This window comes from Sulfitobacter sp. UBA4523 (assembly GCF_002388305.1).
GTDB lineage: Bacteria > Pseudomonadota > Alphaproteobacteria > Rhodobacterales > Rhodobacteraceae > Sulfitobacter > Sulfitobacter pontiacus.
The window spans coordinates 103362-128715 of the sequence record NZ_DGMH01000050.1; the positions used below are offsets into that span (position 1 = coordinate 103362).

30 protein-coding genes and 1 tRNA gene are annotated in these 25354 nt (G+C 58.0%); 28 read left to right on the top strand and 3 right to left on the bottom strand.

From position 1 onward, the window contains the following. The first annotated feature begins 2 nt into the window (after window positions 1-2). The 10 genes from B3849_RS11895 to B3849_RS11940 all read left to right on the top strand — a co-directional run bounded on the left by B3849_RS11895 (window position 3) and on the right by B3849_RS11940 (window position 6180). Window positions 3-1274: a phage portal protein gene (locus B3849_RS11895; RefSeq protein ID WP_286780189.1), complete on the top strand. Its 1272-nt coding sequence runs from the start codon at window positions 3-5 to the stop codon at window positions 1272-1274. Next, window positions 1271-2215, top strand: a complete 945-nt coding sequence (locus B3849_RS11900) for a S49 family peptidase (protein WP_286780190.1) — start codon at window positions 1271-1273, stop codon at window positions 2213-2215. The genes B3849_RS11895 and B3849_RS11900 overlap by 4 nt, the downstream gene beginning before the upstream one ends. Window positions 2216-2217: 2 nt before the next feature. After that, entirely contained in the window at window positions 2218-3522 is a 1305-nt protein-coding gene (locus B3849_RS11905) for a phage major capsid protein (protein ID WP_286780191.1), read from the top strand. Window positions 3523-3618: 96 nt separating this feature from the next. Further along, window positions 3619-4080, top strand: coding sequence for a hypothetical protein (locus B3849_RS11910; RefSeq protein WP_286780192.1), 462 nt, complete (start codon window positions 3619-3621; stop codon window positions 4078-4080). Then, a complete protein-coding gene (locus B3849_RS11915; RefSeq protein ID WP_286780193.1) occupies window positions 4077-4391 on the top strand; it encodes a hypothetical protein in 315 nt (104 codons plus the stop codon). The genes B3849_RS11910 and B3849_RS11915 overlap by 4 nt, the downstream gene beginning before the upstream one ends. A gap of 3 nt (window positions 4392-4394) precedes the next feature. Then, window positions 4395-4970: a head-tail connector protein gene (locus B3849_RS11920; protein ID WP_286780194.1), complete on the top strand. Its 576-nt coding sequence runs from the start codon at window positions 4395-4397 to the stop codon at window positions 4968-4970. Then, the gene (locus B3849_RS11925; protein ID WP_286780195.1) at window positions 4967-5299 is read left to right on the top strand and encodes a phage head closure protein; all 333 of its coding nucleotides are present in this window, start codon (window positions 4967-4969) and stop codon (window positions 5297-5299) included. Before B3849_RS11920 ends, B3849_RS11925 begins: the two co-directional genes overlap by 4 nt. Beyond that, window positions 5296-5634 (top strand): hypothetical protein, encoded by a 339-nt coding sequence (locus tag B3849_RS11930; protein ID WP_286780196.1) that lies wholly within the window; start codon window positions 5296-5298, stop codon window positions 5632-5634. Before B3849_RS11925 ends, B3849_RS11930 begins: the two co-directional genes overlap by 4 nt. Next, window positions 5634-5777 (top strand): hypothetical protein, encoded by a 144-nt coding sequence (locus B3849_RS11935; protein ID WP_286780197.1) that lies wholly within the window; start codon window positions 5634-5636, stop codon window positions 5775-5777. Before B3849_RS11930 ends, B3849_RS11935 begins: the two co-directional genes overlap by 1 nt. Then, window positions 5770-6180, top strand: a complete 411-nt coding sequence (locus tag B3849_RS11940) for a DUF3168 domain-containing protein (protein ID WP_286780198.1) — start codon at window positions 5770-5772, stop codon at window positions 6178-6180. Before B3849_RS11935 ends, B3849_RS11940 begins: the two co-directional genes overlap by 8 nt. On the opposite strand, the gene B3849_RS11945 is transcribed toward B3849_RS11940, so the two are convergent. Then, complete coding sequence (locus tag B3849_RS11945; protein WP_286780199.1) at window positions 6177-6485, bottom strand: hypothetical protein; 309 nt, start codon at window positions 6483-6485, stop codon at window positions 6177-6179. The two genes, B3849_RS11940 and B3849_RS11945, sit on opposite strands and share 4 nt — an antisense overlap. Window positions 6486-6591: 106 nt before the next feature. Here B3849_RS11945 and B3849_RS11950 point away from each other — a divergent pair, with 106 nt between their 5' ends. From B3849_RS11950 to B3849_RS12005, 12 genes are all read left to right on the top strand, one after another. Next, the gene (locus tag B3849_RS11950; RefSeq protein WP_286780200.1) at window positions 6592-7038 is read left to right on the top strand and encodes a phage major tail protein, TP901-1 family; all 447 of its coding nucleotides are present in this window, start codon (window positions 6592-6594) and stop codon (window positions 7036-7038) included. 23 nt (window positions 7039-7061) lie between these two features. After that, the gene (locus B3849_RS11955) at window positions 7062-7463 is read left to right on the top strand and encodes a GTA-gp10 family protein (protein WP_286780201.1); all 402 of its coding nucleotides are present in this window, start codon (window positions 7062-7064) and stop codon (window positions 7461-7463) included. Between the two features lie 129 nt (window positions 7464-7592). Then, window positions 7593-9800: a hypothetical protein gene (locus B3849_RS11960; RefSeq protein WP_286780202.1), complete on the top strand. Its 2208-nt coding sequence runs from the start codon at window positions 7593-7595 to the stop codon at window positions 9798-9800. Beyond that, window positions 9800-10552 (top strand): hypothetical protein, encoded by a 753-nt coding sequence (locus B3849_RS11965; protein WP_286780203.1) that lies wholly within the window; start codon window positions 9800-9802, stop codon window positions 10550-10552. The genes B3849_RS11960 and B3849_RS11965 overlap by 1 nt, the downstream gene beginning before the upstream one ends. After that, a complete protein-coding gene (locus B3849_RS11970; protein WP_286780204.1) occupies window positions 10543-11124 on the top strand; it encodes a hypothetical protein in 582 nt (193 codons plus the stop codon). Before B3849_RS11965 ends, B3849_RS11970 begins: the two co-directional genes overlap by 10 nt. After that, window positions 11112-11516, top strand: a complete 405-nt coding sequence (locus B3849_RS11975) for a DUF6950 family protein (RefSeq protein ID WP_286780205.1) — start codon at window positions 11112-11114, stop codon at window positions 11514-11516. The genes B3849_RS11970 and B3849_RS11975 overlap by 13 nt, the downstream gene beginning before the upstream one ends. Continuing rightward, window positions 11504-13678 carry a phage tail protein gene (locus B3849_RS11980; RefSeq protein ID WP_286780206.1) on the top strand — a complete coding sequence of 725 codons (2175 nt, stop codon included), beginning with the start codon at window positions 11504-11506 and terminating at the stop codon, window positions 13676-13678. Before B3849_RS11975 ends, B3849_RS11980 begins: the two co-directional genes overlap by 13 nt. An 11-nt stretch (window positions 13679-13689) precedes the next feature. Beyond that, window positions 13690-16590 carry a hypothetical protein gene (locus B3849_RS11985; RefSeq protein WP_286780207.1) on the top strand — a complete coding sequence of 967 codons (2901 nt, stop codon included), beginning with the start codon at window positions 13690-13692 and terminating at the stop codon, window positions 16588-16590. Window positions 16591-16633: 43 nt separating this feature from the next. Continuing rightward, on the top strand, window positions 16634-17083 hold the full coding sequence (locus B3849_RS11990; protein WP_286780208.1) for a hypothetical protein: 450 nt from the start codon (window positions 16634-16636) through the stop codon (window positions 17081-17083). Further along, the gene (locus B3849_RS11995; RefSeq protein WP_286780209.1) at window positions 17043-17357 is read left to right on the top strand and encodes a hypothetical protein; all 315 of its coding nucleotides are present in this window, start codon (window positions 17043-17045) and stop codon (window positions 17355-17357) included. Before B3849_RS11990 ends, B3849_RS11995 begins: the two co-directional genes overlap by 41 nt. 64 nt (window positions 17358-17421) lie before the next feature. Continuing rightward, a complete protein-coding gene (locus tag B3849_RS12000; RefSeq protein ID WP_286780210.1) occupies window positions 17422-18135 on the top strand; it encodes a TIGR02594 family protein in 714 nt (237 codons plus the stop codon). Window positions 18136-18234: 99 nt separating this feature from the next. After that, window positions 18235-18603 (top strand): hypothetical protein, encoded by a 369-nt coding sequence (locus B3849_RS12005; RefSeq protein ID WP_286780211.1) that lies wholly within the window; start codon window positions 18235-18237, stop codon window positions 18601-18603. 338 nt (window positions 18604-18941) lie between these two features. On the opposite strand, the gene B3849_RS12010 is transcribed toward B3849_RS12005, so the two are convergent. After that, complete coding sequence (locus B3849_RS12010; RefSeq protein ID WP_286780212.1) at window positions 18942-20468, bottom strand: anti-phage dCTP deaminase; 1527 nt, start codon at window positions 20466-20468, stop codon at window positions 18942-18944. A gap of 90 nt (window positions 20469-20558) precedes the next feature. On the opposite strand from B3849_RS12010, the gene B3849_RS12015 reads away from it, so the two are divergent. From B3849_RS12015 to B3849_RS12025, 3 genes are all read left to right on the top strand, one after another. Next, a complete protein-coding gene (locus tag B3849_RS12015; protein WP_286780213.1) occupies window positions 20559-20723 on the top strand; it encodes a hypothetical protein in 165 nt (54 codons plus the stop codon). Window positions 20724-20804: 81 nt separating this feature from the next. Then, window positions 20805-21185, top strand: a complete 381-nt coding sequence (locus B3849_RS12020; protein WP_286780214.1) for a hypothetical protein — start codon at window positions 20805-20807, stop codon at window positions 21183-21185. A 584-nt stretch (window positions 21186-21769) separates the two neighbouring features. Beyond that, entirely contained in the window at window positions 21770-22246 is a 477-nt protein-coding gene (locus tag B3849_RS12025; protein ID WP_286780215.1) for a hypothetical protein, read from the top strand. Window positions 22247-22504: 258 nt separating this feature from the next. On the opposite strand, the gene B3849_RS12030 is transcribed toward B3849_RS12025, so the two are convergent. After that, window positions 22505-22581: transfer RNA gene (locus tag B3849_RS12030), tRNA-Ile, on the bottom strand. A gap of 136 nt (window positions 22582-22717) precedes the next feature. Here B3849_RS12030 and purM point away from each other — a divergent pair. The 3 genes from purM to rnd all read left to right on the top strand — a co-directional run. Continuing rightward, entirely contained in the window at window positions 22718-23764 is a 1047-nt protein-coding gene (gene purM / locus B3849_RS12035) for a phosphoribosylformylglycinamidine cyclo-ligase (RefSeq protein ID WP_037944351.1), read from the top strand. Continuing rightward, window positions 23761-24357 carry a phosphoribosylglycinamide formyltransferase gene (purN, locus tag B3849_RS12040; protein WP_286780216.1) on the top strand — a complete coding sequence of 199 codons (597 nt, stop codon included), beginning with the start codon at window positions 23761-23763 and terminating at the stop codon, window positions 24355-24357. Before purM ends, purN begins: the two co-directional genes overlap by 4 nt. 73 nt (window positions 24358-24430) lie before the next feature. Beyond that, a partial coding sequence (gene rnd, locus B3849_RS12045; RefSeq protein WP_286780217.1) for a ribonuclease D occupies window positions 24431-25354 on the top strand: 924 nt, incomplete at its 3' end.

Genomic DNA, 25354 nt, shown 5'->3' on the forward strand with positions numbered 1-25354 from the left:
TCATGGGAATTATGGACTTCTGGAAGCCAGCCCGCGGGCAGGCGACGCAATCCGTGCGCGCCGAGCCTCCGCTTCAGGCGGCGGGTGCAGATGTCCAGAGCGAACGCCAGTGGAACGGCATTGTCACTACAGGTCGCTCAAAAACCGGCGTCCGTGTTGACGAAAAGAGCGCTCTGTCCATTCCAGCTACGCTGCAGGCGTTGCGGATCCTGACGGGCGTCTTTGCGATGACGCCGCTGCACTACTACGAACGCCGGCAAGGTGGCCGGTTTACCGCCTTGGAGGAGATCGAAGGCAAGCTCTTCAAGGTTTCGCCGAACAGTCATCAGACACCGTTTGCATTTCTCGAACTGCTGATGGCCGATATCCTTCTGGCTGGTGACTTCTACGCCTATGTCAGCCGGGGTGCGGACGGGCGGGCAAAAGTTCTAACGCGGCTCAAGCCGGGTACGGTACTGGTCGCTGAATACTTTGACCGACAGGAAGGCACGATCCTGTTCTATGATGCGACTTTGCCCGATGGTTCACATGAACGCTTTCCAGCGCGGGATATCTTCCATGTGCCGGGGTTTTCTCGGAACGGGTTGAACGGTCTTAACCCGATTCAGTATGCGCGCGACGCGCTTGGTGGGGCGATTGCCACATCCGACCACACGGCAAAGTTCTGGAATAAGGGCGGCAGGCCGTCGACTGTGCTGTCGACTGAGCAGAAGGTGGGCACTGAGGACAAGCGGCGGATCAAGGAAGATTGGTCGAAGCTCTACGCAGGGCAGGACGGTGAGATGATCGCCGTCCTCGATCAGGATCTCAAGGCGAACTTCCTGACCCATGACATGCGCCAGAGCCAGTTCCTGGAAACACGACAGTTTCAGGTGGTGGACCTTGCGCGGATCTGGGGCGTGCCGCCGCACCTGATCTTCGATCTGTCAAAGGCGACCTTCGGCAACATCGAACAGCAATCGCTTGAGTTCGTGATTTATCACCTTGGCCCGCACTATGCGCGGCTGGCACAGGCGGCAACCAAGGCCTTTGCGCGTGAGGGCTTCTACTTCGAGCACGTCACCGACGCGCTTGTGAAGGGTGACCTGAAGAGCCGCATGGAAGCGTTCTGGCTCCAGCGTCAGATGGGCATGGTCAACGGCAACGAGCTGCGCAGCTACGAGAACAAGCCCGATATCGCAGGCGCAGCAGGCACCGACTACTGGATGCCGTCCAACTTTCAAGTGGCTGGCAGGTCTGCCGAAAGCCCCCCTGCAAATGGAGAAAACGAGTGAGCAAAGATCTGACTGCATTGATTGCAGCTGTCCGATCGCAGCCTTGGGCGATCCTTCCCGACTATCTATCTGCGATCGAGGCCATCGCGGCGCGCGCGCTGGATGACGATATTCTTGAGCGCATTGCGCGGGACGGCCATATCGAGAACGTCGACGCGTCCAAGATGGCAATCGCTGCTGTCGGTACGCGGTTGGAAGGTGCGCGGATGTCGACCATCCGTGACGGCTGCGCGGTTATACCTGTGATCGGCGCTATCTTCCCGCGTGCCAATATGGTCAACGCATCGACCGACGGCACGTCACTGGATGCTGTGATGCGTGATCATCGGGTTGCCCTGGCATCAGCTGACGTCGAGCGCATCGTGATGCTGTTCGATAGCCCTGGCGGTGTCGTGTCCGGCTTAGGTGAGGCCGCTGAGACCCTTCGGGCGTCTACCAAGCCGATCACCGCATACATCACCGGCAACGGCGCGTCGGCTGCATACTGGCTGGCATCACAGGCCAGCGAGATCGTTATGGATCGATCCGCTGCCGTGGGCTCGATCGGCGTTGTCGCCTCAATGTCCCGGCAAGAGGCCCCAGATACCAATGGTCGCCGGTCCTATGAAGTCGTCAGCACCGGCGCACCTATGAAACGGCCGGATCCCAGCACCGACGATGGCAAGGCTGCTATCCAGCGTGACATTGATGCGATCGAAGAAGTCTTCATCGCCGACGTCGCTGCCGGTCGCAAAGTGACCGAAGCCCGTGTCCGCGCCGACTTCGGCCAAGGGGCGATGCTCTCCGCTGCCCGTGCTGTGGCGGCGGGCATGGCTGACCGTGTCGGCACCCTTGAGGCGCTGTTGTCAGAGAAATCCGGGCGCACCCGGCAACCAGTGGTGGGAAGCCGTGCGCGCGCTTCCACCGACATCGAAACGCGGCGTGCCGCAATAAGGAGCTGATCATGGATAAAATCCTTGAGCTGAGAACCCGCCGCGCGGGTATCATCGACCAAATGGATGCGCTGCTCGCATCTGTGCCCGATGGTGACGATATGACTGCCGAGCAGGTAACCGCTTTTGATGCGCTGAAAGCGCAGGATGACAAAGCGGCGGCTGAACTGACACGCCTCGAAGATCTTGAGCGCCGCCGCGCTGCCGCTGCACGTATGCCTGAGCCTCTTCCCGGCAGCACCGCGCCGACTGCTGACACCACGCCTGCGAAACCCGCTGAAAAGGGCCTAACCTTTGGCCGCATGGTCCGCACGATCGCAGCTGCGGGTGGCAACCACTACGTGGCGCAACAGATGGCTGAAGCTAATGGCGACAGCGGCCTCTTTGCCAATCAGAACATGAGCACCGGTACCGCAGGCGGTTTTCTTGTGCCTGAAGACGTTTCGACCGAAGTGATCGAGCTGCTGCGCCCTGTCAGCGTTGTGACTGCCATGGGCCCGCGCATCGTGCCGATGCCCAACGGTAACATGACCACAAACCGCCGCGTCAGCGGTGCCAACTTCGGTTATGGCGGCGAGCAGGAAGATGCGCCGGCAACTGGCTACGAATACGGGCAGGTCAAGCTGTCTGCGAAGAAGCTCAGCGGCATCATTCCGGTTTCGAATGACCTGCTGCGCTCCAGCTCGACGGCTGTGGATCGTATGATCCGCGATGATGCCGTCGAAGATGCTGCGCAAATTCAAGATCGTCACTTCCTGCGCGGTGCCGGTACCGAGTACAAGCCCAAGGGTTTCCGTTACCAGCACATCGGTACGCCGTTTGAGGCCACCCATATTCTGACAATGACGGCTTCCCCGGACGTGCAGAAGGTCGACAACGATCTTGGTGCGATGGAATTGGCCCTCGGTAACAACAATATTGTCTATACCGGCGCGCATTGGGCGATGTCGCCCCGGACGGCGATGTTTCTGACGAACCTTCGTGACGGCAATGGCAACAAGGTCTACCCAGAGATGGGCGACAACATGCTTCGCAAGAAGCCTGTCCACATCACGACCGAAATCCCCGACAACCTAGGCGACGGTGGCATCGCGTCCGAGATCATGCTGGTGCACCCTGGTCACGTTATGGTCGGCGAGCACATGGGCATTGAGATCGCGATGTCGACCGAAGCCGCTTACAAAGATGCGAGTGGCACAATGCAGGCAGCGTTTAGCCGTGATGAAACGCTGATGCGCATGATCATGCAGCATGACATCGGCCTGCGCCATCTGGCGGCGCTGTCCATCCTGACCGGCGTCACCTGGGGCACATAAGGCCAACTCTCATCTGACTGAAGACTGAACCAAACGCGCTTCGGCTGGGCAATCCTGGCCGAAGCCCAAATGGGCGTTGCCCAAGGAGAAAGTGAAATGACCACTCAATTGCGAAACATCGGGGCGCTGATCGCCGTGATGGGTGCCTCGGCCAACGCAGCGGCCACGGCCGGCGGCACCGGGGATGCTACTGCGGTCACCGGTGTGATCATCGATTTGATGGAGAGCGGCCACCCGCTTTCCGGCGTCCTGGCGATCCCCTATACCGCCACCCTGGCTGCCGGTGAAACCCTCTCGATCGGCTATACCGTCGAGAGCGGGAACGCGGATGACCTCGGTGATGCGACCACCCTGAAAACCGGTGTGAGCACCGTCGTCGCGACGGGCCCCTCAGGCGGCGGGACGGTTTCCGGCACTTTGGAAGTTGATCTTCCGCTTGCTGGCGCTGGCCGCTATGTGCGGGCGAACTTCACACCCAACCTGAGCGCATCCGGCACTGACACTGCCGAGCTGTCCTCGGTGTTGGTCCTCGGCGGTTTTGACCGCCTGCCACAATGAAGATCGTGCGCCTGATCAAGGCGTATCAGATGTATCAGGCTGGTGAGACCGCAGGTTTCAATGATGCGTTGGCCGAAAAGCTGATCGCATCAGGGGCTGCAGTTGATCCGGTTGCGGAAGCCGCCAACGCTGATGCCAAAGCGAAGGAAAATGCCGACGCGAAAGCGAAAGCCGAGGCTGAGGACAAGGAAAAGGCGGCGGCTGACGCCAACGCGAAGGCCGATGCAGATGCTAAGGAAGAGGCTGATGCCAAGGCAAAAGCCGAAGCGGATGCCAAGGCCAAGGCCGACGCGACTGGAAAGAAGGGTTAACCAATGCGGCTGACACGCACAGTTGATCCTGCTGAACTGCCCGTCTCACTGGAAGAGGCAAAGGAGTACTGTCGTGTCAATCACGATGAGGAGAATTCCTTGATTGAGTCTCTCATCGCCGCTGCCGTTGGCTATCTTGATGGCCCGTCCGGAATCCTCGGGCGGGCCATTATTGAGCAGGAATGGTTGCTGGAGTTGGATGCCTGGCCAAACCGTCTCGCCTTGCCGATCGAGCCGGTTACGGATGTCGCTGTCAGCTATATCGACATATCTGGCACGGTAACGACCGTGTCCGAGAGCCAACTGGTCATCACAGATGCACCGTCGGCCCGAACGGTATTGGAGTGGGTCGACGGATTTCAGGCGCCGGAGCTGAACGATGCACGCTACCCGGTCAAGATCACGATCACGGCAGGGTTCGGTGCTGCTGATGATGTGGATGAGGGCCTTAAGGTCGCGATCAAGATGCTGGTCGGGCACTGGTACGACAACCGCGAAACGGTGGTCATGGGAATGTCGGCCATCGAATTGCCGATGGCTGTGAGTGCGCTTCTGGCGCGCTACAGGGTGATGCTGTGAGGGCTGGCAAGCTTCGGCATCTGGTCGCGTTCAATCGGCAGGCAGAAACCCCTGATGCGTATGGCAATGTGACCGGCGCGTTTGAGCCGCTGTTCACGGTCTGGGGAAACGTACGCGAAACCTCTGGTAAGGAGCGTGTTGCCGCGGGATCGGTCGAGAACGTCCGGACGGCCACAATTCGCATCCGCTCAAGTGTCCAGGCGCGCGGGCTAACCGAAGCTGACCAGGCGGTTGCCCGTGGCGAGACATGGAATATCAGAGGTATCGCGAACGCGGACGATCAGGGCGCGATGCTAGATCTATTGGTCGAGACAGGCGGCGGACAGTGAAGAAATCAGGCTTCGAGGCGACACGATCCATGCTCAAGCGGATCACGCCCGAGATTGAGGAACAGTTCGCCCGTGCCAACCGCGAAAACGCGGAATCGGTGGTGGATATGGCAAAGGTTCTTATTCCCCAGCGATCCGGCACGAATAGGGCGCTTATCCGCAATGTCGCCGTAGACGATGGTTCACAGCTTATCGACTTCGGGCCGAAAGCAAAGGTTATCGAGGGCAAACGCGGGCCGCGTCCGTTTGTTAACCCTGCGCTGAGCGCGACGAAGAAGAAACGGGCGGCGCGGAATCGCAAGGCCATCAAAGATGCAATTAAGGTGGTGAAGTGATGCTTGGCAATATGTCTTATCAGCTTGACGATTTTGCGTTGAAGTTACGCCGCATAGAGGCCGAAACCCGTCGCCGTAAGCTTTTCTGCGCAATTCTATCGGTTGCGATTTTGGTGTCTCTGGCGGTTCTGTTCAATGGCTGACGGTTACGCTCTGGCGCTGCAAGCGGCGCTTGTCACGGTGCTTAAGGCTGACGCTGGCGTTTCTGCGCTAGTCAGCACGCGGGTTTACGACCAACCCCCGCAAAGCGCCACGCGACCATATATCCGTATTGGCGGGATTGAACCGCGCCCCCTGCGGACGGACGGCAAGAGCGCTGCCAACCTGACCTTTGGGATTGAGGCGCTCAGCCGCCCGCTAACGTCTGGGCGGGTAGAGGCCACCAGATGCGCAGAGGCTATCGTGGCGGCTCTGAATGAGGCTGCTTTGGCGGTCACGGGATACGACACGGTGCAGGTCCATTGGCAGACGCAGACGGTGGATCAGGACAACGACGGGCAAAGCTATACGGCAATCGTCGCGTTTACCGCGCTGCTGGACGGTTAATCAGCGGTCAGACCGCAATCAGACAGCATTTCAAACCCAAGCCCCTGCATCTTTCGGGAGCCTTTAAGGTCGTAGATCATGGCTTGGTTCTGGGCGATACGAGCCGCCCGTATATGGGCCTCGGCAGGCGTTCCAATCGAAAGAGATAGCGCCTCCTCTAATTCGGATCTGATTTGGTTCCTCCAAGCGCTTCGCTCCGCGGACTGTTCGCTTGCTTCAATACGGTAGCGCATGGCGGTTTCGCATATGCCTTCGGAGAGCGCAGGGCCTGCGAATAATGCAGCGAAGATAAGCACCAGTTTCATAGAATTTCCTTTGTGCAATTCTCGCAAGGGTAAGCCCATATCCCGCCCTTGGGCAAGGCAGGACTTAACGCCGCGAGGCGTCCATTTTCCACAAGGAGCCTAAACAATGGCAAAGCAAAAAGGCCGACTTCTGCTGATCAAGATTGGCGACGGCGCAGAAACCGAAGCGTTCACCACTCTCTGCGGCATCCAGTCGAAGACGTTGACCGTGAACAACAACAATTTCGATGTGACCACGATGGATTGCACGGCCCCCGGCGGGCAACTGTGGCAGGAAGTCATGACTGGGATGCGTTCCCTGGCAACATCGGGCAATGGCATCTTCGAGGGCGGCACGTCGCTTGCCCGCTTCAAGGCAATCGCCTTCGGTACGGACGCGGCGGACACTGCTGATGCAATTGGCAACTTCCAGGTCATCATCCCAGACTTTGGCACGTTCGAAGGCGCTTTCCACGTTGACAACGTGGAATTCGGCGGGGAGCAAGAAGGCGCTGTGACCTACAGCTTCGCTCTGGCATCCAGCGGCGCACCAACCTTCACAGACGCTGCATAATGCCGATCACAGCAGACGCCCCTTTGGGCGGTACGCTGGAACAGTTGGGCGGTGAAAGCCGCCCGCTGATCCTTCGCAATGGTGAGATTGAACGCTTCGAGCGGCAGCACGGGCTAGGCATCTTCGCCATGCTTGACCAGTTGCTAGGCAAGGGCGAACCGCAGGCACGTCACTGCCGAGATCTAGTCGCCTTGGGGCTGGTGGGCGGCGGGCTGAACGATAAGACCGCTGACAAGCTGGTTGACGACATGCCCCCAAGCGAAAACCACAAGATCCGCGCAATGGCGCAGGACTTGCTTTTGGCCGCGTTCCTGCCGCCAGAGGATAAAAAAAAAGCCGACGATTTAGTTGGATCGTCCGCACCGAGCGCCCCGACAAATACGAAGCGCCGGACAAAATCAAAAGCGCCATCAGCGCCGGTCTAAGCATGTCCGATTGGCGGCTCATGACGCCCGCTGATTGGTCCCTCTTTGTCGAGGGTTGGAACGAAGCACACGCAGGCGAAACAACTGCCCCGCCCACTTGGGAGCAGTTCGAGGAATTGAAGGCAAAGCATGGCTGAACCAACCGAAAAAATTGCCATCCTCCTGGAGCTCAAACAACAGGAATTCGAGAAGAAAGCCAAATCTGCGGGCGCGGCAATTGATCGACTTGAGCGCAAGTTCACGCCCCTTGCGGCGGCAGAAGCAAAGCTGGAAAAGCAGCAATTGCGGTTCAACGCGGCGCTTGAAGCTGGCACGATTGATGCGGCACAGCACGCCAAGGGCATGGACCTTGTTCAGCGCGAATATGAGCAGACCGCCGAGCGTGCGAAGCGACTGACAAGCAATGTCGTTGCGATGAATAGCAGCGTTGCGGCACAAACCGGCTTCATGACGCGCAACCGGCATATCTTCCAGCAGGGCGGCTATCAGGTGGGCGACTTCGCGGTGCAGGTTCAAGGCGGCACATCGGCGCTTACAGCTTTCACGCAGCAAGGTTCGCAGCTTCTGGGCATTCTTGGCCCGTGGGGCGCTATCATGGGTGCAGTGCTGGCCGTTGGTGCGCCGCTGGCTGGCGTAATCTGGAACATGGTCGGCGCTCAAGATGATGCAGCCGAGAGTTCGGGGAACCTGACCGACAAGCTGAAAGCGCTGCGTGAAAGTATTGAGGCTGTACGCGCTGCGGATTCACTGGCTGGCGTCAACATGGCAAAAGAGTTCGGCGACATGGCCGCTCAAGCCGAAACGATTTACGCGATCAATCGCAAGATCGCACAAATCCGGGCAAGCGCCGCACTAGATACTGCGGCGCGTGGCGTTGCGAATGAATTGGGCGTTGCTGGTGTGTTCGGGTTCACACCTGACGAGGTGCGAGAACTTGACCAGACTATCGCGGATATTTCTTCGCGTATGGACGAACTGAACCAACCGTCAAACATGACGGATTCGCAATTCGCTGCGGCAAACCGTGAATTGGGTGAGCTGACTTCGAGGCTTTCCGATTTGCAAGATGTCCGGTCGAATATCAGCGATCTTGGCGATGCGTTGGGTCTGACTGCCATAGAGGCGAATGAGGTCGTGGCACAGTTCGCCGCCATCGGGCAAGCCAAAGGGCCGGAAGAGCAGGCCGAGGCAATGGCAACGCTGGCTGATTACATCAACGGTGCGACCAAGAACCTTGAAGAGGCGACGGACGAAGGCAAAGAGTTTTACGACCAGCTTCTCGAGGCAACAATTCAGGCGCTGAACCTCGCCAAGATCGACATTGCAGCCAATATCGCCAGCGGTGCAGACGAGGCGGCGCGGCTGGCCGAAAACCTTGGGGTTTCATTGGAAACGGCGCGACTTATCGCGGCCTCACAGGCGCAGGAAAAATCCAACCTTGCCGCCCAATACGAGCAATACGGCCAAGGGCGCGTTGCTGGCGAAACCCTGATCCGCGAAAACTCTGCGCTGTATGGCGGTGATGGCAACGTGCTGCCAGAGCCGAAGGTGCGCCGCCCACGCGGGCGTTCGGGTTCGGGGCGCAAGGGCGGGCGCGAACAAGAGCCGCTGTTCAATATCTCGGAAGAGGCGCTGCAAAACCTTCACCGACAAGTCGAAATGCTGGGCAAATCCAAGGGCGAGGTCGCGGCGCTGACCGTCAAGCACAAGCTGCTAGACGAGGCGAAAAAGCGCGGCCTTGATATCACCGAAGAACTGACCGCGAAGATTGACGAGGAGGCGGGCGCGGTTGGAAAGCTGGCCGAGGAATACGACCTTGCACGCGACAAGATCGCCGCAATGGAGAAAATCCAAGGCGAGTTTAAGGATAGCGTGATTGACGCGGCTATGGGTGGCGTTGACGCAATGGACGCCTTCACAAACAGCATCAAGCGGGCGGCTCTGGAATATCTACTGTTCGGTGAGGGTATGTTTGCGGGCGGCGGCAGTAAGTCGGGCGGCGGCTTCGGCGGTCTGCTTGGCGGCGTCTTCGCTGGCATGTTTGACAAGGGCGGCAAAATCCCGTCCGGCAAGGTCGGCATTGCGGGCGAAAACGGCCCTGAGTTCGTGCGCGGCCCCGCTATGGTCACATCGACCAGAGCAACGGCGGCGGCGATGCAGGGCGGCGGCGGTCAAATGGACGTGCGCGTGTACGTCGATGATGACGGCAACTGGAAAGCCAAGGTTGAGCAAATCAGCGGCGGCGTGGTGCAAAACGCGGCTCCGGGCATTGTCGGGCAGTCGGTTAACGCTTCTCAGCGATCCTTCAAGAACAGCAAATTGGGGTGGTCACCATAATGACAGACGTTATCGCATGGCCCCCCTTCCAGCTTACCGGATGGGAGTTGGCCGAGGTCTACCCGCAATCGCGCTCAGTCGGGCTGATTGAGGGCAGACCGCGCACATCATCGGCGCAGCGGGCGCGGCGCGTGGCGACGGCGAATATTACGGGCATTGGCACGGATCAGGCGGGCGCGGGCTACGTTCGGATGCTCAACCGGATGTGGGCGGGTAAGCCTAACCTCGTGCGCGTCAAGTGCCTTTCATCGCTCTGGTATCTCGCGGGCGGAGCTCTGAACCTGCGAAACAACGTGCTGGAATGGACCGACGACGGAACAGACCTGCTGTGGACGGCGGGCGGCGTGGATCTGCTGTGGGGCGACGGGGCATATGCGCTGCAAGGCGAACCCGCAACGGATGGGCCTTGGCATAGCCTGACCGTCTCCGGCCTGCCTCCCTCGCGTATCCTGGCGCGGCCCTCTGAGGTGATCAGCGTGACCGATGGCGACACCAAGGAAAGCGCGTATGTCCTCACGGTTGCGCGGTCGGATGCGTCCGGCGTGGCGACGATCCGCACAGACAAGCCCGAAGCATTCACCCTGACGGGGCTGGTCAGCATCGGGCAGCGCGAGAATATCGTGTTCGAGGCATTGGGCGTTCCCCGTTCGGTGCAGGGCGTAACAGGCACCTTTGGCTATCAGTGGGACTTCCGCGAGGTGTTCGAAGACGAATACAACGACGGCTGGACGGAGGTGAACCCGTGGGGCTAACACGCGGCGCATCAACGGGGCTAATTGACGACCTCAAGGGCCACTTCCACCCCGTGCTGCTGACCTATGCCGATTGGCCGGGCGAGGAAATCCGACTGCACACGGGCGCGGGGAACCTGTCATGGGATGGGGAAACGTGGATTGGCGCGGGCAAGCTTGTGCAATTCACGGCCCCGATGGAGCAAGGCGGGCTGGCAACGTCTGAGGCGACGGTGCGGGTCGCGGCGCATGTGGAAGACATGCTGGCAGAACGCGGCAAGATCATCCGCAACCGTGATTTAACCGTCTGGTTTGCGACCACAACGACAGCGGGCGGCAATGTGCTGGCGACGGACCCCGTGGAACTATTCACAGGCTACTTTGATAGCCGCACAGGGGCGCTCTCACGCTCAGACGTTGGCTTGGATCATGATATGGTGCTGAGGCTAGGCATTGGCCCCTCTGCGCGTTCGTCTGCGTCGATCACGCACAGCTACGAAGACCAGATCGCCAAATACCCCGGCGATACGGCGGGGCGGCACGTCCAGAACGCCAACAAGCTACGGTTCAACCCTCAACAGTGGCCCGAATAACAGAACGGGCGGCGTTCAACGCTGCCTTTGATAACCTGCGCGATCCGTTCGCGTGGGGCCTTCGGCGCGACTGTACGGCGGCTTGTGTGGGCTTCGAGGCATTGCACGGCGCTGACCCCCTTGAGGGATGCCGAGACGACTACAGCACCGCCATAGGCGCGGCGCGGATACTCAAGCGGGCAGGCGGCTACCTCGCATGGTGCGGGGCGACGTTTGGCCTACCGCACACCACCACACCCAAGGCGGGCGACCTAGCCCTGATCGCAAGCACTGACACGTTCGGCGCGGCCTTGGCGATCTGCATTCAATCCGGCGAATACGCCGCGAAGACGGAGGCCGGAATGGCAATAGTGAAGGCCGATATTCTGGGGGCGTGGACATGCCGTTTCTAGCGCCTATCATCGGTGCCATTGGCGGGGCAATCACCAGCGCGGCAACCGCTCTTGGCTTCGGCGCGGCGGCGGCAGGGGCGATCAGCTCTGCCGTGGTGCAATTCGGCGTTTCGTTCCTGGTCAATACAGCCTTTTCTGCCATCTTTGCAAAGAAGCCGAAAGTGCAGGACGTTGCGCGGGATCTGGCGCAGCCGACAACATCCCCCGCCTATCGTTTCCCCTATGGGGAGTGCCGCGCTACAGGCACACCAGTTGGGACACCCGTGAAGGGCAAGAAAATCTACGGCGCGTGGCTGCTTAGCTCGCGGCCATCGGACCTATCAACCTTCACGCTGTACCTTGATAAGCGCGAAGTGGTCCTGACCGGCGATGCGTTCGATCTGGACGGCCCCGGCGCGACGGCTACGGAAGACCCGTTTAGCGGCCATGTCACCGTCTGGGTAAGTCGTGGCGACCACACCGCACCGCCTACCGAGTTCACCGACGACGCGGCCTATGTCGAGGGTTCGGCAGATCACCTGTGGAAGACTACCGACGCTTGGAAGGGCCGCACGATGATCTGGCTCAAGCTGGATGCGGGCGACAGCGGCAAGCGGCAGGAGCGCTGGCCGTCTACGCCTCCATTGGTCGAGGTTGAGGGACGGTGGTCACTGGTCGAAGACCCGCGCACGGGCATCACCGCTTGGAGCGACAACCACGCGCTTTGTGTTCGTGACGCGCTGATGAATAACCCGATCCGAGGCTACCGCGCAGAACAGCTTCACAGCAGCTTTGACGAGGACGGCCCGAACGCCTGTGACGAGGTGGTGACGCTGAACTCCGGCGGCAGCGAAAAGCGCTATATCTGCGGCGGCACGCTGGTTTTCAACGAAGGTGAGATTGAAGACCAGCTTAACCCGATGATGATATCGGGCGCGGCTGACTTTATCCGCGTTGGTGGGAAACTGGGCTATGCGGCGGGCGTCTACCGTGAGCCTACCGAAACACTGACCTACCTTCTGGGCGAGGGGTTCGAGTTTCCCGACATGCTGCCGGGGGCTGAACTGGTGAACCAACTGCGCGTCAGCTACCTTTCGGCAGCGCGGGGGTACGAGACTGCGGATCTGACCCCCTGGGATATTCCAGGTGCTCTGGCTGCTGACGGCGGGGTGCCTGCGGTCAAGACGGTCGATCTGCCGTTCTGCCCTTCACCAACGCAGGCAATGCGGGTGCGCAAAATCACCGGACTACGCCAGCGCAGACAAGAGCGCATACAGGGCGGCACGCTGCCCCCAGAGGCGTTTAACCTTGTGGGCGGGGCAACGGTCACTATTGCGCTGCCATCGCCCTACGACGCGCTTGACGGCGTGTACGAGATTGAAGGCATTCACCCCGGCTTAGACCCGATTGGGGAAAGCGGGGAAGTCGCCATGCGCTTGCCTGCGTCCTTGGTCAAGCATGACGCGGCTATCTATGATTGGGTGCCAGCCGACGACGAAGAAGAAGTTTTTGACGAGGAATACGACGACGAGCGGACAGGCACGGCAGACCCCGGCGCGTTGAGCGTCACAACGGGCGACGCGGTGAACCTGAACACGGGCGGCACCATTATCCCCCGCATCCGGTTTGCGTTCGATCCGTCAACGTCAGGCGTCACGGGCTACGAGTGGGAATATAAGTCAAACGCTGGGATCGGCGAGCTTCTCGGCAAGTACGAGACAGGCGGCGTGATCGGCCACGATGTCCGCGACGGTTCCGGCAAGGTGTTTGGTCACCTCTCAGGATCGCCCAATTTGTTCTACGATATCCGCGTCCGCGCTGTCGGCCCTAACGGGAACTCCGATTGGGTCGAGATTGAAGACGTGAAGCCTGTTGTAGATATCGAAATTGATATCCCGATTGAAGGCACAGCGGTTGGCGGTGCAGGCGAAATCACAGTCAGCTTCCGGACGCCAAACGATCCCGACTTCCGCGCCGTCGAAATCTACGGCAGCGACACAGACGACAGCGGCGCGGCCAGCCTGATCGGCACTGCCATCTACACCAGCCAAAACACAATCGTGAGCATTAACGAGGGCAGCTTAGGCACCTCGGTAACCCGCTATTACTTCGCCCGCTCTCGCGGCGAATACGCCAGCGCATCGGCATTTACAGCCAGCGTTTCAGCCACAACAGACGCATAAGGATTAACCGCATGGCTTATACTATGCCAACTACCGGAACCGACCCCAAGACAACCACAAAGAAGGCGCTTGAGGCGCTGATTGACTCTGCGATTGCTGCGGTATCTTCGGCGGCTATCAACGGCTTTATATATGCAACCGATACGACAGAAGGACTTGCGCGGACCAGCGATGGCGAGGGCTTTTTTACCGCGTCGGATTTGCAACTGATCTTCTGGCTGAACGATGGCGGGGATGCAACGCAGTTGTCCGAAATTGGGACGCCCCTTACACAGGTTCAGGTTGATGAACTGCAGGCGAACTATGCGACGATTGCGGCGGCGGCGACTCTAGCGGCCGAGGACGCCGCGCAAACTGCGCTGGACCGTGTGGCAACGGGAGAGGATGTTGTAGCTGCGGGGTTGGCCCGTGACGCGGCAGAGGACGCTGTGCAATACGATTACCTTGTGGCCGACGATGCGGCGCGCGGCACCATCACGGGCATGGTATCGGGTGAACGTGCCTACATCCGCTCTACCGAACACGTCTGGCTCTACAACGGTTCCGCGTGGGTAGATCAGGGATTGTCTGTCACTTCGGCCAAAGCCGACAAAACCTATGTGGACGGGAAGTTCGCAGAGGTAGACCAGTATAGTGTTGACATCACCAACCTGTATAACGGCTCCACGCGCGACGGGTACTACATCAACACCAGCAACGGCGGGATCCAAGCTGCGGCGGGCTGGGGAGTGTCGCAGTTCATCCCTGTTGTTGCAGGTAAAAAATACACTCTGAATCCCTCAAGCAGTCGCCAGCCGGAAATTGGTTTTTACTCAGCGGCGTCTGACGGCGCAGCCATTTCGTTCTCCAACGCGACTAATGGAGAAGTCACAGTAACCGCGCCCGCGACCGCGAAATACCTTGTTTTCACGGCCTATTCTCCGAGCAAGCCTGAACCTGCGGAAATTATGCTGAACGAGGGTCCGGTAGCGTTTCCATTTCAAGACTACACCGGCGAGCCTGACCGCTACATTGATCCGGCGCGGGTTGGCACTGTTTCTGAAACTGGCCCGTTTACCATCGAAGATCGGTTGGGACTTGCGGAAGCGAACTACGTCGATGTGTCTAACCAGTTTGACATAAGCCTTAAGCGTCCGGGGTTTTACGTCAGCACTAACGGGCAAATTCGGACGGCGGCGGGATGGGCTTGCACAAACTTCATTGAAGTTTCTCCAGGCGACGTTTTCACGATTAGCGCGGCTGGCGGGCGACAGCCAGAGGTTGGGTTCTTCTCGTCTGAAAGTGACACTGCGCACATCGGGGCCAACACGGGCGGGGGCCTCACCCCCAAGACCGTCACCATTCCTGATGGCGCATACTTTATGGCGTTTAACGTGGCATCCACGTCCTACCCAGAACCCGACGACATTATGCTCAGTGTAGGTCACACGGCGAGGCCTTATCAGGCGTTCACAGGCCAGCCTGACTACTGGTTGAACGGTGAGCGGGTGGTCACGTCTGGCCCTGTCGCGTCAGGATCCGCGAAGCTGGTACTTAACGGCGCTGGCACCGCGTATGTGGAAAGCGCTAACTCCGGCGATCTGATCCGAAACGAGTTCATTCCGTTCCCTGTTTACACACTGACGACATACCCATGCCGCCTGAACATTCGGGGCACCTTCCTTAACGGCGTATCCGTTCGTGACGGAGCAGACGACATTGCGCCGGATCATGCGCTAGATGCGACCATCGGCGGCAATCACGGCTATGTTGTGGGCGTGGCAACTGTGGACAGTCATACTTTGGCTGAGGCGGATCAAGGTTCTATCTGGTCGCTCAGTGGTGGGGAGGTTGTCCTCGTCGAAGTTCAGGATGCAAACACGCTCATCCTCGCACACCGGACAATCAACACGGCTCCCGGCACAGGTACTTACACCCACGTAAGCGGTGCGACGAACACTGCGGACTTCACCGTGACTGCGGTTACTCAGACGCAATTTTATCGCCCTGATGCCAACTACCAAATATCGAGGTCCGTCGATGGTGAGGGAGTAACCGCTACCTCAGGGACGTGGCTCTACGACGATAACGTGACGATCTCAGAAACCTGCGATATGTTGGCGCGTTCCGAGATCATCAACTGGTGGATCGCCAACGGCGGCGTGTTAGGCGGGCTGGCACCATCCGGCGACCCGTCTTACACAATGACTACGACCTATCGCTGGGACCGTGACGGGCAAATGACGGTTACGCGCGATTGGCTCATCTTGAAGGCCACCCCCGTGTCCGATTTCATGGGTATTCAAGTCATGCGGGCAGGTAACCCCCTGAGCTTCTACGTTCCTGGCGCGTTGCCTATGACGTACCAAGGCAGCACGATTGACCTGTCCCGCATTGAGCCTGCGACCGTTGCTACAGGCGGGACACTTTACCTCACGGCCGCGGAGTTGCAGGCCGATGGGGAGTATGCGCACCGATGCTTGTCGCTCTGGTCTGACAAAGCGTTTGCCGCAGGTTTCCTGCCCGTAGGCGATGCCGCCTATGATGTACGCCGTGATCGTGTGAGTGCCCTAGCCTTTGAACTTTTCGGCTCCAGCGGCAAACAGTATTTCCGCGCAATGGACAAGGGCGATCATATCGCGCAGCCCGGGGATTATTACACCGTCACGGCGTATCGCCATGTCTGCCCGAGCAGTGCCGAGCGTACCGCTTTCTATATTGTGCGCACAGCGACAACGGCGTTTGTGCTTGTCGATTGGCACGACGTTACAAAGCTGGACCGTCTGTCCATCCCAACGGACTTGCAGGGCCGCGAGTTCACAGTGCTGGATAGCCGAAACGTGTCGCTTAAAGGTGGGACAATGCCAGCCAGCTTGCCCGCTTACGTGAGCGCCAGCGAAGACTACGGCTATGCTGTCATCAAGGTTCTCTAAAGCAAAGGATCCTTCGGCCTATATACGACATGCGAGGTTCGAAATGAACACAATCCGCCTCAACATCATGGAGCAGGGCAGGGCAACCGAATGGTTGTGCAGTCTTGTCCTGCTGTTCTTTGCAATCTGTCTGGCGTTGCCGGGCAACACGCTGACGTCATCGAGCGGGTTTCGGGCGTTCCTGTCGATGGGGTTAGATGAGGCCTCAATCGCTACCCCGATGGTGCTGATTGCAGCACTGCGTCTCTCGGCGCTGCATATCAACGGCAACTGGCACCGGTCGCCTTATCTGCGCATGGCTGGCGCGATGTTTGGGTCGGCGATCTTCTCTACGCTGGCGATGGCGTTCTTCTGGCCGACCCTCGTCTACGGGGCAGCGCTTTCCTCCGGTGTGTTCACCTATCTTCTACTCGCCCTGTTCGATGGGCTCTCTGCGTATAGGAGCGGTGCAGATGCCAGAATGGTTCAGTGCGTTTTTAAAGAGCATCGATAAGGAGGTGATGACCCTGCTGGCTGTTGGCGTGGCGACGTTCCTGTCGACCTGCGTGATGGCCATGAGGGGATACAAGCGTGGCAAGCCGTCGAGTGCTGCGACAGCGCAGGCGATTGCGCAGATAAGCTGCGGTGCACCTCAACTGCAGGGAAAGATCGAGCACATCTCGCAAGTTCAGCTCGAAGAAATCCTGCATCTGCGCGACATCGACGCAAAGCTCGATCGCGTCGCGGAGCAAGTGACCAGGATCGAAGACCGCACGCGCAACCGCTGACCAACCCGACAATTTAAACCTCAACGGATCGCCTCGGCGGTCCTTTTTGCATTGGAGAGATGAAATGGATTTCATGCAGCAGCTGTTGGCCGCGCATCAGGGCCGTCTGGCTGACCTCGGCTGGTACAAGGGGCTGATCGACGGGCTGGACGGGCCCATGACGCAGACCGCCTTCACGCGATTCAAGGAGGCGCATGGCTACCGCGCGCGGCCCTTCCCCGGACCATTGACGATGGAAGTGCTGTGGGGGGCAGGGGCCAAGGCCGCGCCGATGCCCGTAGCAATTGGGAATGAACCGCCTTGGCTGACCGAAGCACGCAACCTGCTGGGCACCCGCGAGAAGCCCGGATCCGCCAGCAATCCGGCCATCATGGAATGGGCCCGCAATCTCGACCAGTGGTATCCCGGCGATGACGTGCCCTGGTGCGGCCTGTTCGTGGCGCATTGCATGGCTGTCGGTGCACCCGAGGAGCCGCAGGCCTTCAACCGGCTGGGCGCGCGCCAGTGGCTGGAATACGGCGATGAGTGCGGTGTGGATCTCGGCGGTGTTGCAGTCTTCTGGCGCACCCACAAGGACAAAAGCTGGAACGGTCACGTCGCGATCGTGACGGGCCAGAGCAAGACGGCTGTGCGGGTCGTTGGCGGCAATCAAAGCGACAACGTTACCGAAACGTGGATCTCGCGCGATCGCCTGTTGGGCTGCCGTGGCCCGAAAGGCTGGAAGGGCGTGCCGGCTGTTGCGGCACACACCGGTACCCTGTCGGCTAACGAAGCATGACACCCGATTTCGTCACCTTTGCGATCTTCGCAATTACCGTCGCTGCTGTTGTGGCGGCGATCATCGCGCTTTTGCGCAAATAGCCCCAAGGAGCCGAACATGGACTTTCTATCTCAACTATTCGCCAGCGCAGATCTGCAGGCGGTCATTCTCAGCATCATCGGCCTGGTGCTGACCTTCATCTTGAACCGCGCCGCCGGCGCAGTCGCCGCCGCGACCGGCATCCAAATCGAGGCCAAGCATCGAGAGGCGCTGCACCAGGCTGTCATTACATCCGTCGAGAGCGGAATGAAGTACGGGCCGGACGTGGGGTTTGATACCTTGAAGGCGCATGTGGTGCGGTATCTACAGGAGAGTGTGCCCGACGCGCTGACCGCATTGACGCCGGGTGATGGTGTTCTTGACCGCCTGATTGAGCGGTATGCACGTGAGTCGCTGGCGAAGCTGGGTGAGCCTGTCGTCCGGTAGCCTATATCTTCATACCAATGCCCGCCCGCCTTAATCGGTGGGCGGGCTTTTTTCCGTTCTGGGGTGGGCTTGATCCCGCGGTGGAATCGGATACCTGATGCGGCATGGCTTCCAATCCGCCCGCTGAACCGCTATTCTCGCCCGGCTGCACGCACATCGAGGTTCGGTGCTGGTCCTGTGACCATGCGGTAGAGTTTCGCCCTGAGCAGCTGCCCGCAGGCGTCTCGGTGCATGATTTTGAGAGCCAGGCGAGATGTCGGTGTGGGATGGGGTGGCCGCATGTCACGCAGTTGCCGAAAGTAAGGCGGAGCTGGTAGCCCTTATCCATTTCAGCGACATTAAATGTTCTGAATAAGATATTTTCTACCATCATCCTTGACTATCTTTTCTATCTTCTTTTGGAACATAGCTTCTCGACCGGTGTGGCCTTGATCAAGCTTTTCCAGGATTGGCTGAGCAGTTTCGGGAACCCATTCCCGCACCTTTCCCAACTTGTCTTTAAGCTTTGACTTGGAGAAAAGGTTCTTGAAACGCTGAGGTGTAATTCCAATGAATTGTAAAAATTGCACTTTCTCCCCGTCTGGTTTGTATTGATCAATTTCGATTGAGTCTGGGTAGAGGTCATCAGCAAAGCTTTTTGAGTAGGGCTCGAGATAGATCACTTTTGAAATACCTGATGCAACAATATGCTTTGAGCAGTTGTGACATGGAAAGGTTGTGCAAAATAATTTGCTACCAGCGAGCCTTAATCCGAGACGAGCAGCGGTCGATATTGCAGCCATTTCAGCATGAACGGCGCGCCCATAGTCCAGGGTATCAAGAACCTGAGCTTTCTTAAGTGGGGCGTCTGTACTGTCTAGAAACTCTTGTGCTAGCCTCAATTCATCCAAATCGTTTGTTTTTAATGCTCCCGCTTGGCCGAGGCGCAGCACTATATCAATCACCATCTGGCGCTTACGGATCGTGTTGAAATCGCGGCCTAAGGCAACATCTCGACCGTCTTCGCCGTCATGAGGCCAATAGGTGCCTCCATTAGCCTTAGGCGCTTCATTATAACCCATTGCAATTATGTCGCTATCCCGGGCGATGGCGGCCCCAACTTGACGAGCCGTGTCGCAAGACGTCAGCGAAGTTTGAAAAGCCAAATTCAGGAAGAACTCTTCTCTTGTCGGCGAGATTGCAAAATTTCCAAATAATGCATGGAAAAAGCGCTGAATGATTTTCTCTAGGTTCGGTACGTCGCTAGTATCAATAATAACATCAGCTAATGGGAAAACATCGCTTACTCTTTGGCCGCTGGGAACGGAAGATTCCTTGTCATCCGTCTGGATAAGTTCGCTAGCCTTTGCTTGCCAGGCATCTGACTTTGGAGAGCCTGCGTGACCTTCAGCAATTCTGGTCGCGAGCCGGTTCTTAAGTTGATCTTTGGGTGAGTGGCAAGAAATCAGAATGAACTGCTTACCGTAGATTGATCTGAGAGCTTCAACTTCTTCGGGACGTTTTATCTGATTAATTAGATAAGCCGTTCTTCTAAGGGGAATAGCTGCATCGCCGTTTTCTGGTTCTTCTCGCCGAATAGCTCTTATTCGCTCAACCGCATACGAGACGAAAAAATCATCTAACCCGGTTTGCTGCCTAACCATATTGCAGGCATCGATGTAAGTTTTATATCGATCTTCTGTTGGGGACTCCACAACTTGAAAATCTGTTTTGTTTTCTGCGATAAAATCAGTTATCTTTATGTGATGTTTTTTATAGTGAAGGCTATGCAGTATTGTGTCTACTGCCTTTAGAGCTGCCGGAAGGTCTGTCCCCAGACGCCCAACAAAGCCAATGATAAGCTCTGGATCAACAACTTTTTCCATAAAATCTCCATGTACAACTTGGAGTAACAGTATCATGGTGTAAGAATTGTGCTAGTATGAGATTCTCAGGAGTTGACAGGGAGTTTTGATATGATCGGTCCGAAAGAAGACGCCGGGTTCAGTTTTTCCGCTTCGTTTGGTAAGACGCTTGAAGAGTTCAATGAGACTTCGGCCGCGGTTCGTGAGGAGCTATCGAGGATCGAAGAGCAATGGGCTGTTCACCATCCTGAAAACGAAGATCTCATCCCTAGCTGAAATTTCACTCATTCAGCGTGTCTGTATCTTTCTTTGTGATGTGCTAGTAATGATGCGATTTTCTCAAAGGGATCGACTTGATTGGAACGCTCGCACACGGAACTTCAGACGCGTTGGGACATACACACTGAGCGCCAAATTTCTGTTGCGAAAGCTGGTTCAGTAGCTGTAACCGTTCTTAATAGTGGGTCTTGGCTTGCTTTGCTCAGCCAAATGGGTTCGCTAAAGGATGTCGCAATCGGGCCTGTGCTTGGTTTGTGGGGGCTCGGGGCTCTCTTGGGCACGCTGATCTGGTTCTTTATTTACGTCAACGCGGTGAACCAAATGCGACACGACTTTGATCAGGAGGATCAAGCTCTAATCAGAAAGCTCCACAATGGTGTTCGGTGGGGGATCGTTGTTGCTTCGGGATCATTGTTCAGCTTTGGTCTAGGTGTTATCATGCTTGCTTTTGCCCTTTAATCGACTGGTTGCACTTAGGATGTTTTCGAGGCTTTCAACATGGCTGGTGCGACGAGGCTTCCCTCTGGAAGTCTTAGGCCCGCTATTATTCGCTCTTCTTGTTGTTCCCGCATTGATGGCTTGGGTCTTCTAAAGTTCAAAATCATCGATCTTCAGTTTCCAAACTGTCATCTAATCCATTGAAACTTAGTAAGGCGTTACGGTGATTGTTTCCAATCCAACTGTATGAATTCACAGAATAAACGAAGAACAGCTGGGTTTACCATTGAGCACGCTCGTCCACGGCCGATCAAGCCTCCAGTTAGGCGCCGATCGCGTCGATCCAGTGTTCTGCACCTGACGCAGCATGCCGCGTAAAAACAGGCCTGAGGTTGGGTTACAAGTATCCCAGGTGAAAGCATCGGATGACCGCAGTCAGCCCAAAGCGGTAGTTTGATTCTGGGCAGCGCGAGAACCAAACGGAAGAGCATCAAAGACACACCTTCCAATACAGTTCGCGCGTTTAGATTTGCCATACGCCCCCCTAGGTTGATTTTGCGGAGCGTCTGTGTTGTCCTCTTCCCATTTGGCGCGGAGTGATTTTGATGGACGGGCATAATTACGAACGCTTGAAAGCACATATAATCCCACTCTCGGTCTCGCAGGATTTCGATGCTGCCCGTACAGAGTGGGATTTGATATTCGTTGAGCTCAGCGAAGAGTTTGACTCCTGCCCTTGCGGACAGCAGATCTTGGAGCATTGCTATATTCGAAATCGCCTTTCCGGGAAGGAGACATACGTTGGCAATGTCTGCATCAACCGTTTTCTGGGAATCGACACGGGAAGCCTATTTGATGGATTGAAGCGCATACGTGCCAACCCTGAAGCGAACGCTAATGAAGCGGTAATCGAATATGCACAGAAAAACGGCTACCTTTATGAAAAAGAATACAATTTTCTGCATGACACTAAGAGAAAAAGGAAACCAAGTGGCCCAATGCTTTCGTGGAAGCGCAAAATCAACCACAGGATATTGAACCAAACGGTAGTAAGACGCCGGTCAGAACGATCACCCAGTTGATCCAGGTATTTAACCAATCTTCGTGCCGCATAGGTATTCTATCAATCCGTCAAATCTCGCGACTTTGCAAGGCCCCCTCCCTGCGCATAGCTGACGCTCGAATTTGGTTCAAACGACAATGGCGGACCGAGGGACTTGCGTCAGGTGCAGCGCAGTAGCGTGTGACAGGTGCCTTGCAAGCCATTGAAATCATATGCGACACATTTCTAATGTCGTGTGACACATAGTCGTTGAAAACATTGAATAAAAGCGGAGTTTTGGTAGGCCCGGCAGGACTTGAACCCGCAACCAAAGCGTTATGAGCGCTCTGCTCTAACCAATTGAGCTACAGGCCCGCCTGCGCGGTTTGGTAAGCGGGCGGGCGCGGCGCGTCAAGGGATAGAAACGCGCAGATGTGGCTTAGGTGCATTGCACGCCTGCGCAACCTGCTATAACCCACTTTCGCAAAGGGAACAGGCAGCGGGATGCGTCATGACCAACTCCAAGAACTCGATCACCTATGCAGACGCTGGTGTGGATATTGATGCAGGCAACGCGCTGGTAGAACGTATCAAACCGGCGGCCAAACGGACAAAGCGTCCGGGCGTGATGTCGGGGCTTGGCGGTTTCGGCGCGTTGTTCGACCTCAAGGGGGCGGGCTATACCGACCCGATCCTCGTCGCTGCCACGGACGGTGTGGGCACCAAGCTGCGGATCGCGATTGATACCGGCAACGTCGATGGCGTGGGGGTCGATCTGGTCGCCATGTGCGTCAACGATCTGGTGTGCCAAGGGGCGGAGCCGCTGTTTTTCCTCGATTATTTCGCCACCGGCAAGCTTGAGACCGAACAGGCCGCGCGGATCATCGAAGGCATCGCCAAAGGCTGCGAAGGCTCTGGCTGCGCGTTGATCGGGGGCGAGACGGCAGAGATGCCTGGCATGTATTCCGAAGGTGATTTCGACCTCGCGGGCTTCTCTGTGGGCGCGATGGAACGCGGTGCGGACTTGCCCCGTGATGTGGCGGCGGGGGATGTGCTGCTGGGGCTTGCCTCGGACGGGGTGCATTCGAACGGCTATTCTCTGGTGCGTAAACTGGTCGAGATCTCTGGCCTTGGCTGGGATGCGGATTGCCCCTGGGCAGACGGAACATTGGGCGAGGTGCTGCTGACGCCGACGCGGCTTTATGTGAAACCTGCGTTGCAGGCCGTGCGGGCAGGGGGCGTGCATGCGCTGGCCCATATCACCGGCGGCGGTCTGACGGAAAACCTGCCCCGTGTGCTGCCCGATGATCTGGGCGCGCAGATTGATCTGGACAGCTGGGAGCTGCCCGGCGTGTTCAAATGGATGGCCGATGTTGGCGCGATCTCGGAAACCGAGATGCTCAAGACCTTTAACTGCGGCGTGGGCATGATCCTTGTGGTCAAAGCGGATGAGGCCGAGGCGCTGACCAAACTGCTGCGGCAGGCGGGCGAAACGGTCTATCCGATGGGCAATGTCACCGAGACCACGGGCGTTGCCTATACCGGCAGCCTGCTGTGACCAAACGGGTTGCGATTTTCCTTTCGGGTGGCGGGTCGAACATGCGGGCGCTGGTCGAAGACATGACCGGCGACCATCCCGCGCGGCCCTGTGTGGTGGTGTCGAATGTGGCGGACGCGGGCGGGATTGCCTGGGCCAAAGAACGCGGCATCCCGACCGAAGTCGTGGATCACAAGCCCTTTTCAGGGGATCGCGCTGCCTTTGAAAACGAATTGACCGCGCGGCTGATGCCCCATGCGCCCGACATCATCTGTCTGGCCGGGTTTATGCGCAAACTGACCGGTGGCTTTACGGATGCTTGGGCCGGCCGGATGATCAATATCCACCCGTCTTTGCTGCCGCGCTATAAGGGGCTGCACACCCATGCCCGCGCGCTTGAGGCTGGCGATACCCAGCATGGCTGCACCGTGCACGAGGTTACAGCGGCGCTGGATGACGGGCCGATCCTGGGGCAGGCGACCATTCCCGTTATGGCCGGCGACACGCCAGAGGATCTGGCAGCGCGGGTTCTGGTGCAGGAACATCGTCTTTACCCTGCGGTGCTGCGGCGGTTTGCCAGCGGCAACCGTGATCTTTTAATGCTGGAAAGCTGACCGCGCGGCCTATTGCGCTGAAACCATGCGCTTTTCCATTGCCTGAATGGCTTCCTCTGTCCAAAGTAGCGCTATGAAAACAATCACCACCACCGCCGAGCTTGAAGCCTACTGCACAGAGGCCGCCAAGCATGATTACGTGACCGTCGATACCGAGTTTCTGCGCGAACGGACCTATTATTCCAAGCTCTGTCTGATCCAGTTGGCGATGCCCGGAACGGACGATAGCAATGCCGTTCTGGTGGACCCGCTGAGCGAGGGGCTGTCGCTTGACCCGCTGTACACGCTGTTCCGTGATACGTCGGTGGTCAAAGTCTTCCACGCCGCGCGACAGGATCTAGAGATTTTCTTTGTCGATGCGGGCGTCTTTCCCGAACCCTTGTTCGACACGCAGGTCGCGGCGATGGTCTGTGGCTTTGGCGAACAGGTGGGATATGAAACTCTGGTGCGTAAGATCGCCCATCAACCTCTTGATAAGACGTCCCGTTTTACCGATTGGTCCCGCCGCCCGCTGAGCGATGCGCAGGCGAAATACGCGCTGGCCGATGTCACGCACCTGCGCCAGATCTACGAATTTCTTGCGCGCAAGCTTGAACAGACGGGCCGCGCCCGCTGGGTTCAGGAAGAGCTTGAGACCCTGACCAGCCCCGACACCTATGTCACCCCGCCGCGCGAGGCATGGCGTCGGGTCAAGACGCGCACGAATTCGCCAAAGTTCCTGGCGCTTGTGCGCGAACTGGCCGCCTTTCGCGAGGAATACGCCCAGACGCGCAACATCCCGCGCAGCCGCGTCTATAAGGATGACGCGATGGTAGAGCTGGCGAGCAATAAGCCGAAAAACCACGAGGAACTGGGCCGCGCCCGTCTGCTTCTGCGCGAGGCCCGCAAGGGCGAGATCGCGGATGGTATCCTCAAGGCGGTGGCCGCTGGTCTGAATTGCCCGCCCGGCGATATGCCGCAGCCCGATCGCAGCCGCGACAAGCTTCAGGTCAATCCG

Excerpts from the sequence above, each read along its gene's own strand:
- B3849_RS11935 (WP_286780197.1), top strand. The coding sequence starts at position 5,634 with ATGCTTGGCAATATGTCTTATCAGCTTGACGATTTTGCGTTGAAGTTA.
- B3849_RS12015 (WP_286780213.1), top strand. The coding sequence starts at position 20,559 with ATGATCGGTCCGAAAGAAGACGCCGGGTTCAGTTTTTCCGCTTCGTTT.
- B3849_RS11910 (WP_286780192.1), top strand. The coding sequence starts at position 3,619 with ATGACCACTCAATTGCGAAACATCGGGGCGCTGATCGCCGTGATGGGT.
- B3849_RS11960 (WP_286780202.1), top strand. The coding sequence starts at position 7,593 with ATGGCTGAACCAACCGAAAAAATTGCCATCCTCCTGGAGCTCAAACAA.
- B3849_RS11945 (WP_286780199.1), bottom strand. The coding sequence starts at position 6,485 with ATGAAACTGGTGCTTATCTTCGCTGCATTATTCGCAGGCCCTGCGCTC.
- B3849_RS11915 (WP_286780193.1), top strand. The coding sequence starts at position 4,077 with ATGAAGATCGTGCGCCTGATCAAGGCGTATCAGATGTATCAGGCTGGT.
- B3849_RS11965 (WP_286780203.1), top strand. The coding sequence starts at position 9,800 with ATGACAGACGTTATCGCATGGCCCCCCTTCCAGCTTACCGGATGGGAG.
- B3849_RS11995 (WP_286780209.1), top strand. The coding sequence starts at position 17,043 with ATGCCAGAATGGTTCAGTGCGTTTTTAAAGAGCATCGATAAGGAGGTG.
- B3849_RS11990 (WP_286780208.1), top strand. The coding sequence starts at position 16,634 with ATGAACACAATCCGCCTCAACATCATGGAGCAGGGCAGGGCAACCGAA.
- B3849_RS11980 (WP_286780206.1), top strand. The coding sequence starts at position 11,504 with ATGCCGTTTCTAGCGCCTATCATCGGTGCCATTGGCGGGGCAATCACC.
- B3849_RS12005 (WP_286780211.1), top strand. The coding sequence starts at position 18,235 with ATGGACTTTCTATCTCAACTATTCGCCAGCGCAGATCTGCAGGCGGTC.
- B3849_RS12010 (WP_286780212.1), bottom strand. The coding sequence starts at position 20,468 with ATGGAAAAAGTTGTTGATCCAGAGCTTATCATTGGCTTTGTTGGGCGT.
- B3849_RS12025 (WP_286780215.1), top strand. The coding sequence starts at position 21,770 with ATGGACGGGCATAATTACGAACGCTTGAAAGCACATATAATCCCACTC.
- B3849_RS11895 (WP_286780189.1), top strand. The coding sequence starts at position 3 with ATGGGAATTATGGACTTCTGGAAGCCAGCCCGCGGGCAGGCGACGCAA.
- B3849_RS11905 (WP_286780191.1), top strand. The coding sequence starts at position 2,218 with ATGGATAAAATCCTTGAGCTGAGAACCCGCCGCGCGGGTATCATCGAC.
- purM (WP_037944351.1), top strand. The coding sequence starts at position 22,718 with ATGACCAACTCCAAGAACTCGATCACCTATGCAGACGCTGGTGTGGAT.
- B3849_RS11920 (WP_286780194.1), top strand. The coding sequence starts at position 4,395 with ATGCGGCTGACACGCACAGTTGATCCTGCTGAACTGCCCGTCTCACTG.
- B3849_RS11985 (WP_286780207.1), top strand. The coding sequence starts at position 13,690 with ATGGCTTATACTATGCCAACTACCGGAACCGACCCCAAGACAACCACA.
- B3849_RS12000 (WP_286780210.1), top strand. The coding sequence starts at position 17,422 with ATGGATTTCATGCAGCAGCTGTTGGCCGCGCATCAGGGCCGTCTGGCT.
- B3849_RS11950 (WP_286780200.1), top strand. The coding sequence starts at position 6,592 with ATGGCAAAGCAAAAAGGCCGACTTCTGCTGATCAAGATTGGCGACGGC.
- B3849_RS11940 (WP_286780198.1), top strand. The coding sequence starts at position 5,770 with ATGGCTGACGGTTACGCTCTGGCGCTGCAAGCGGCGCTTGTCACGGTG.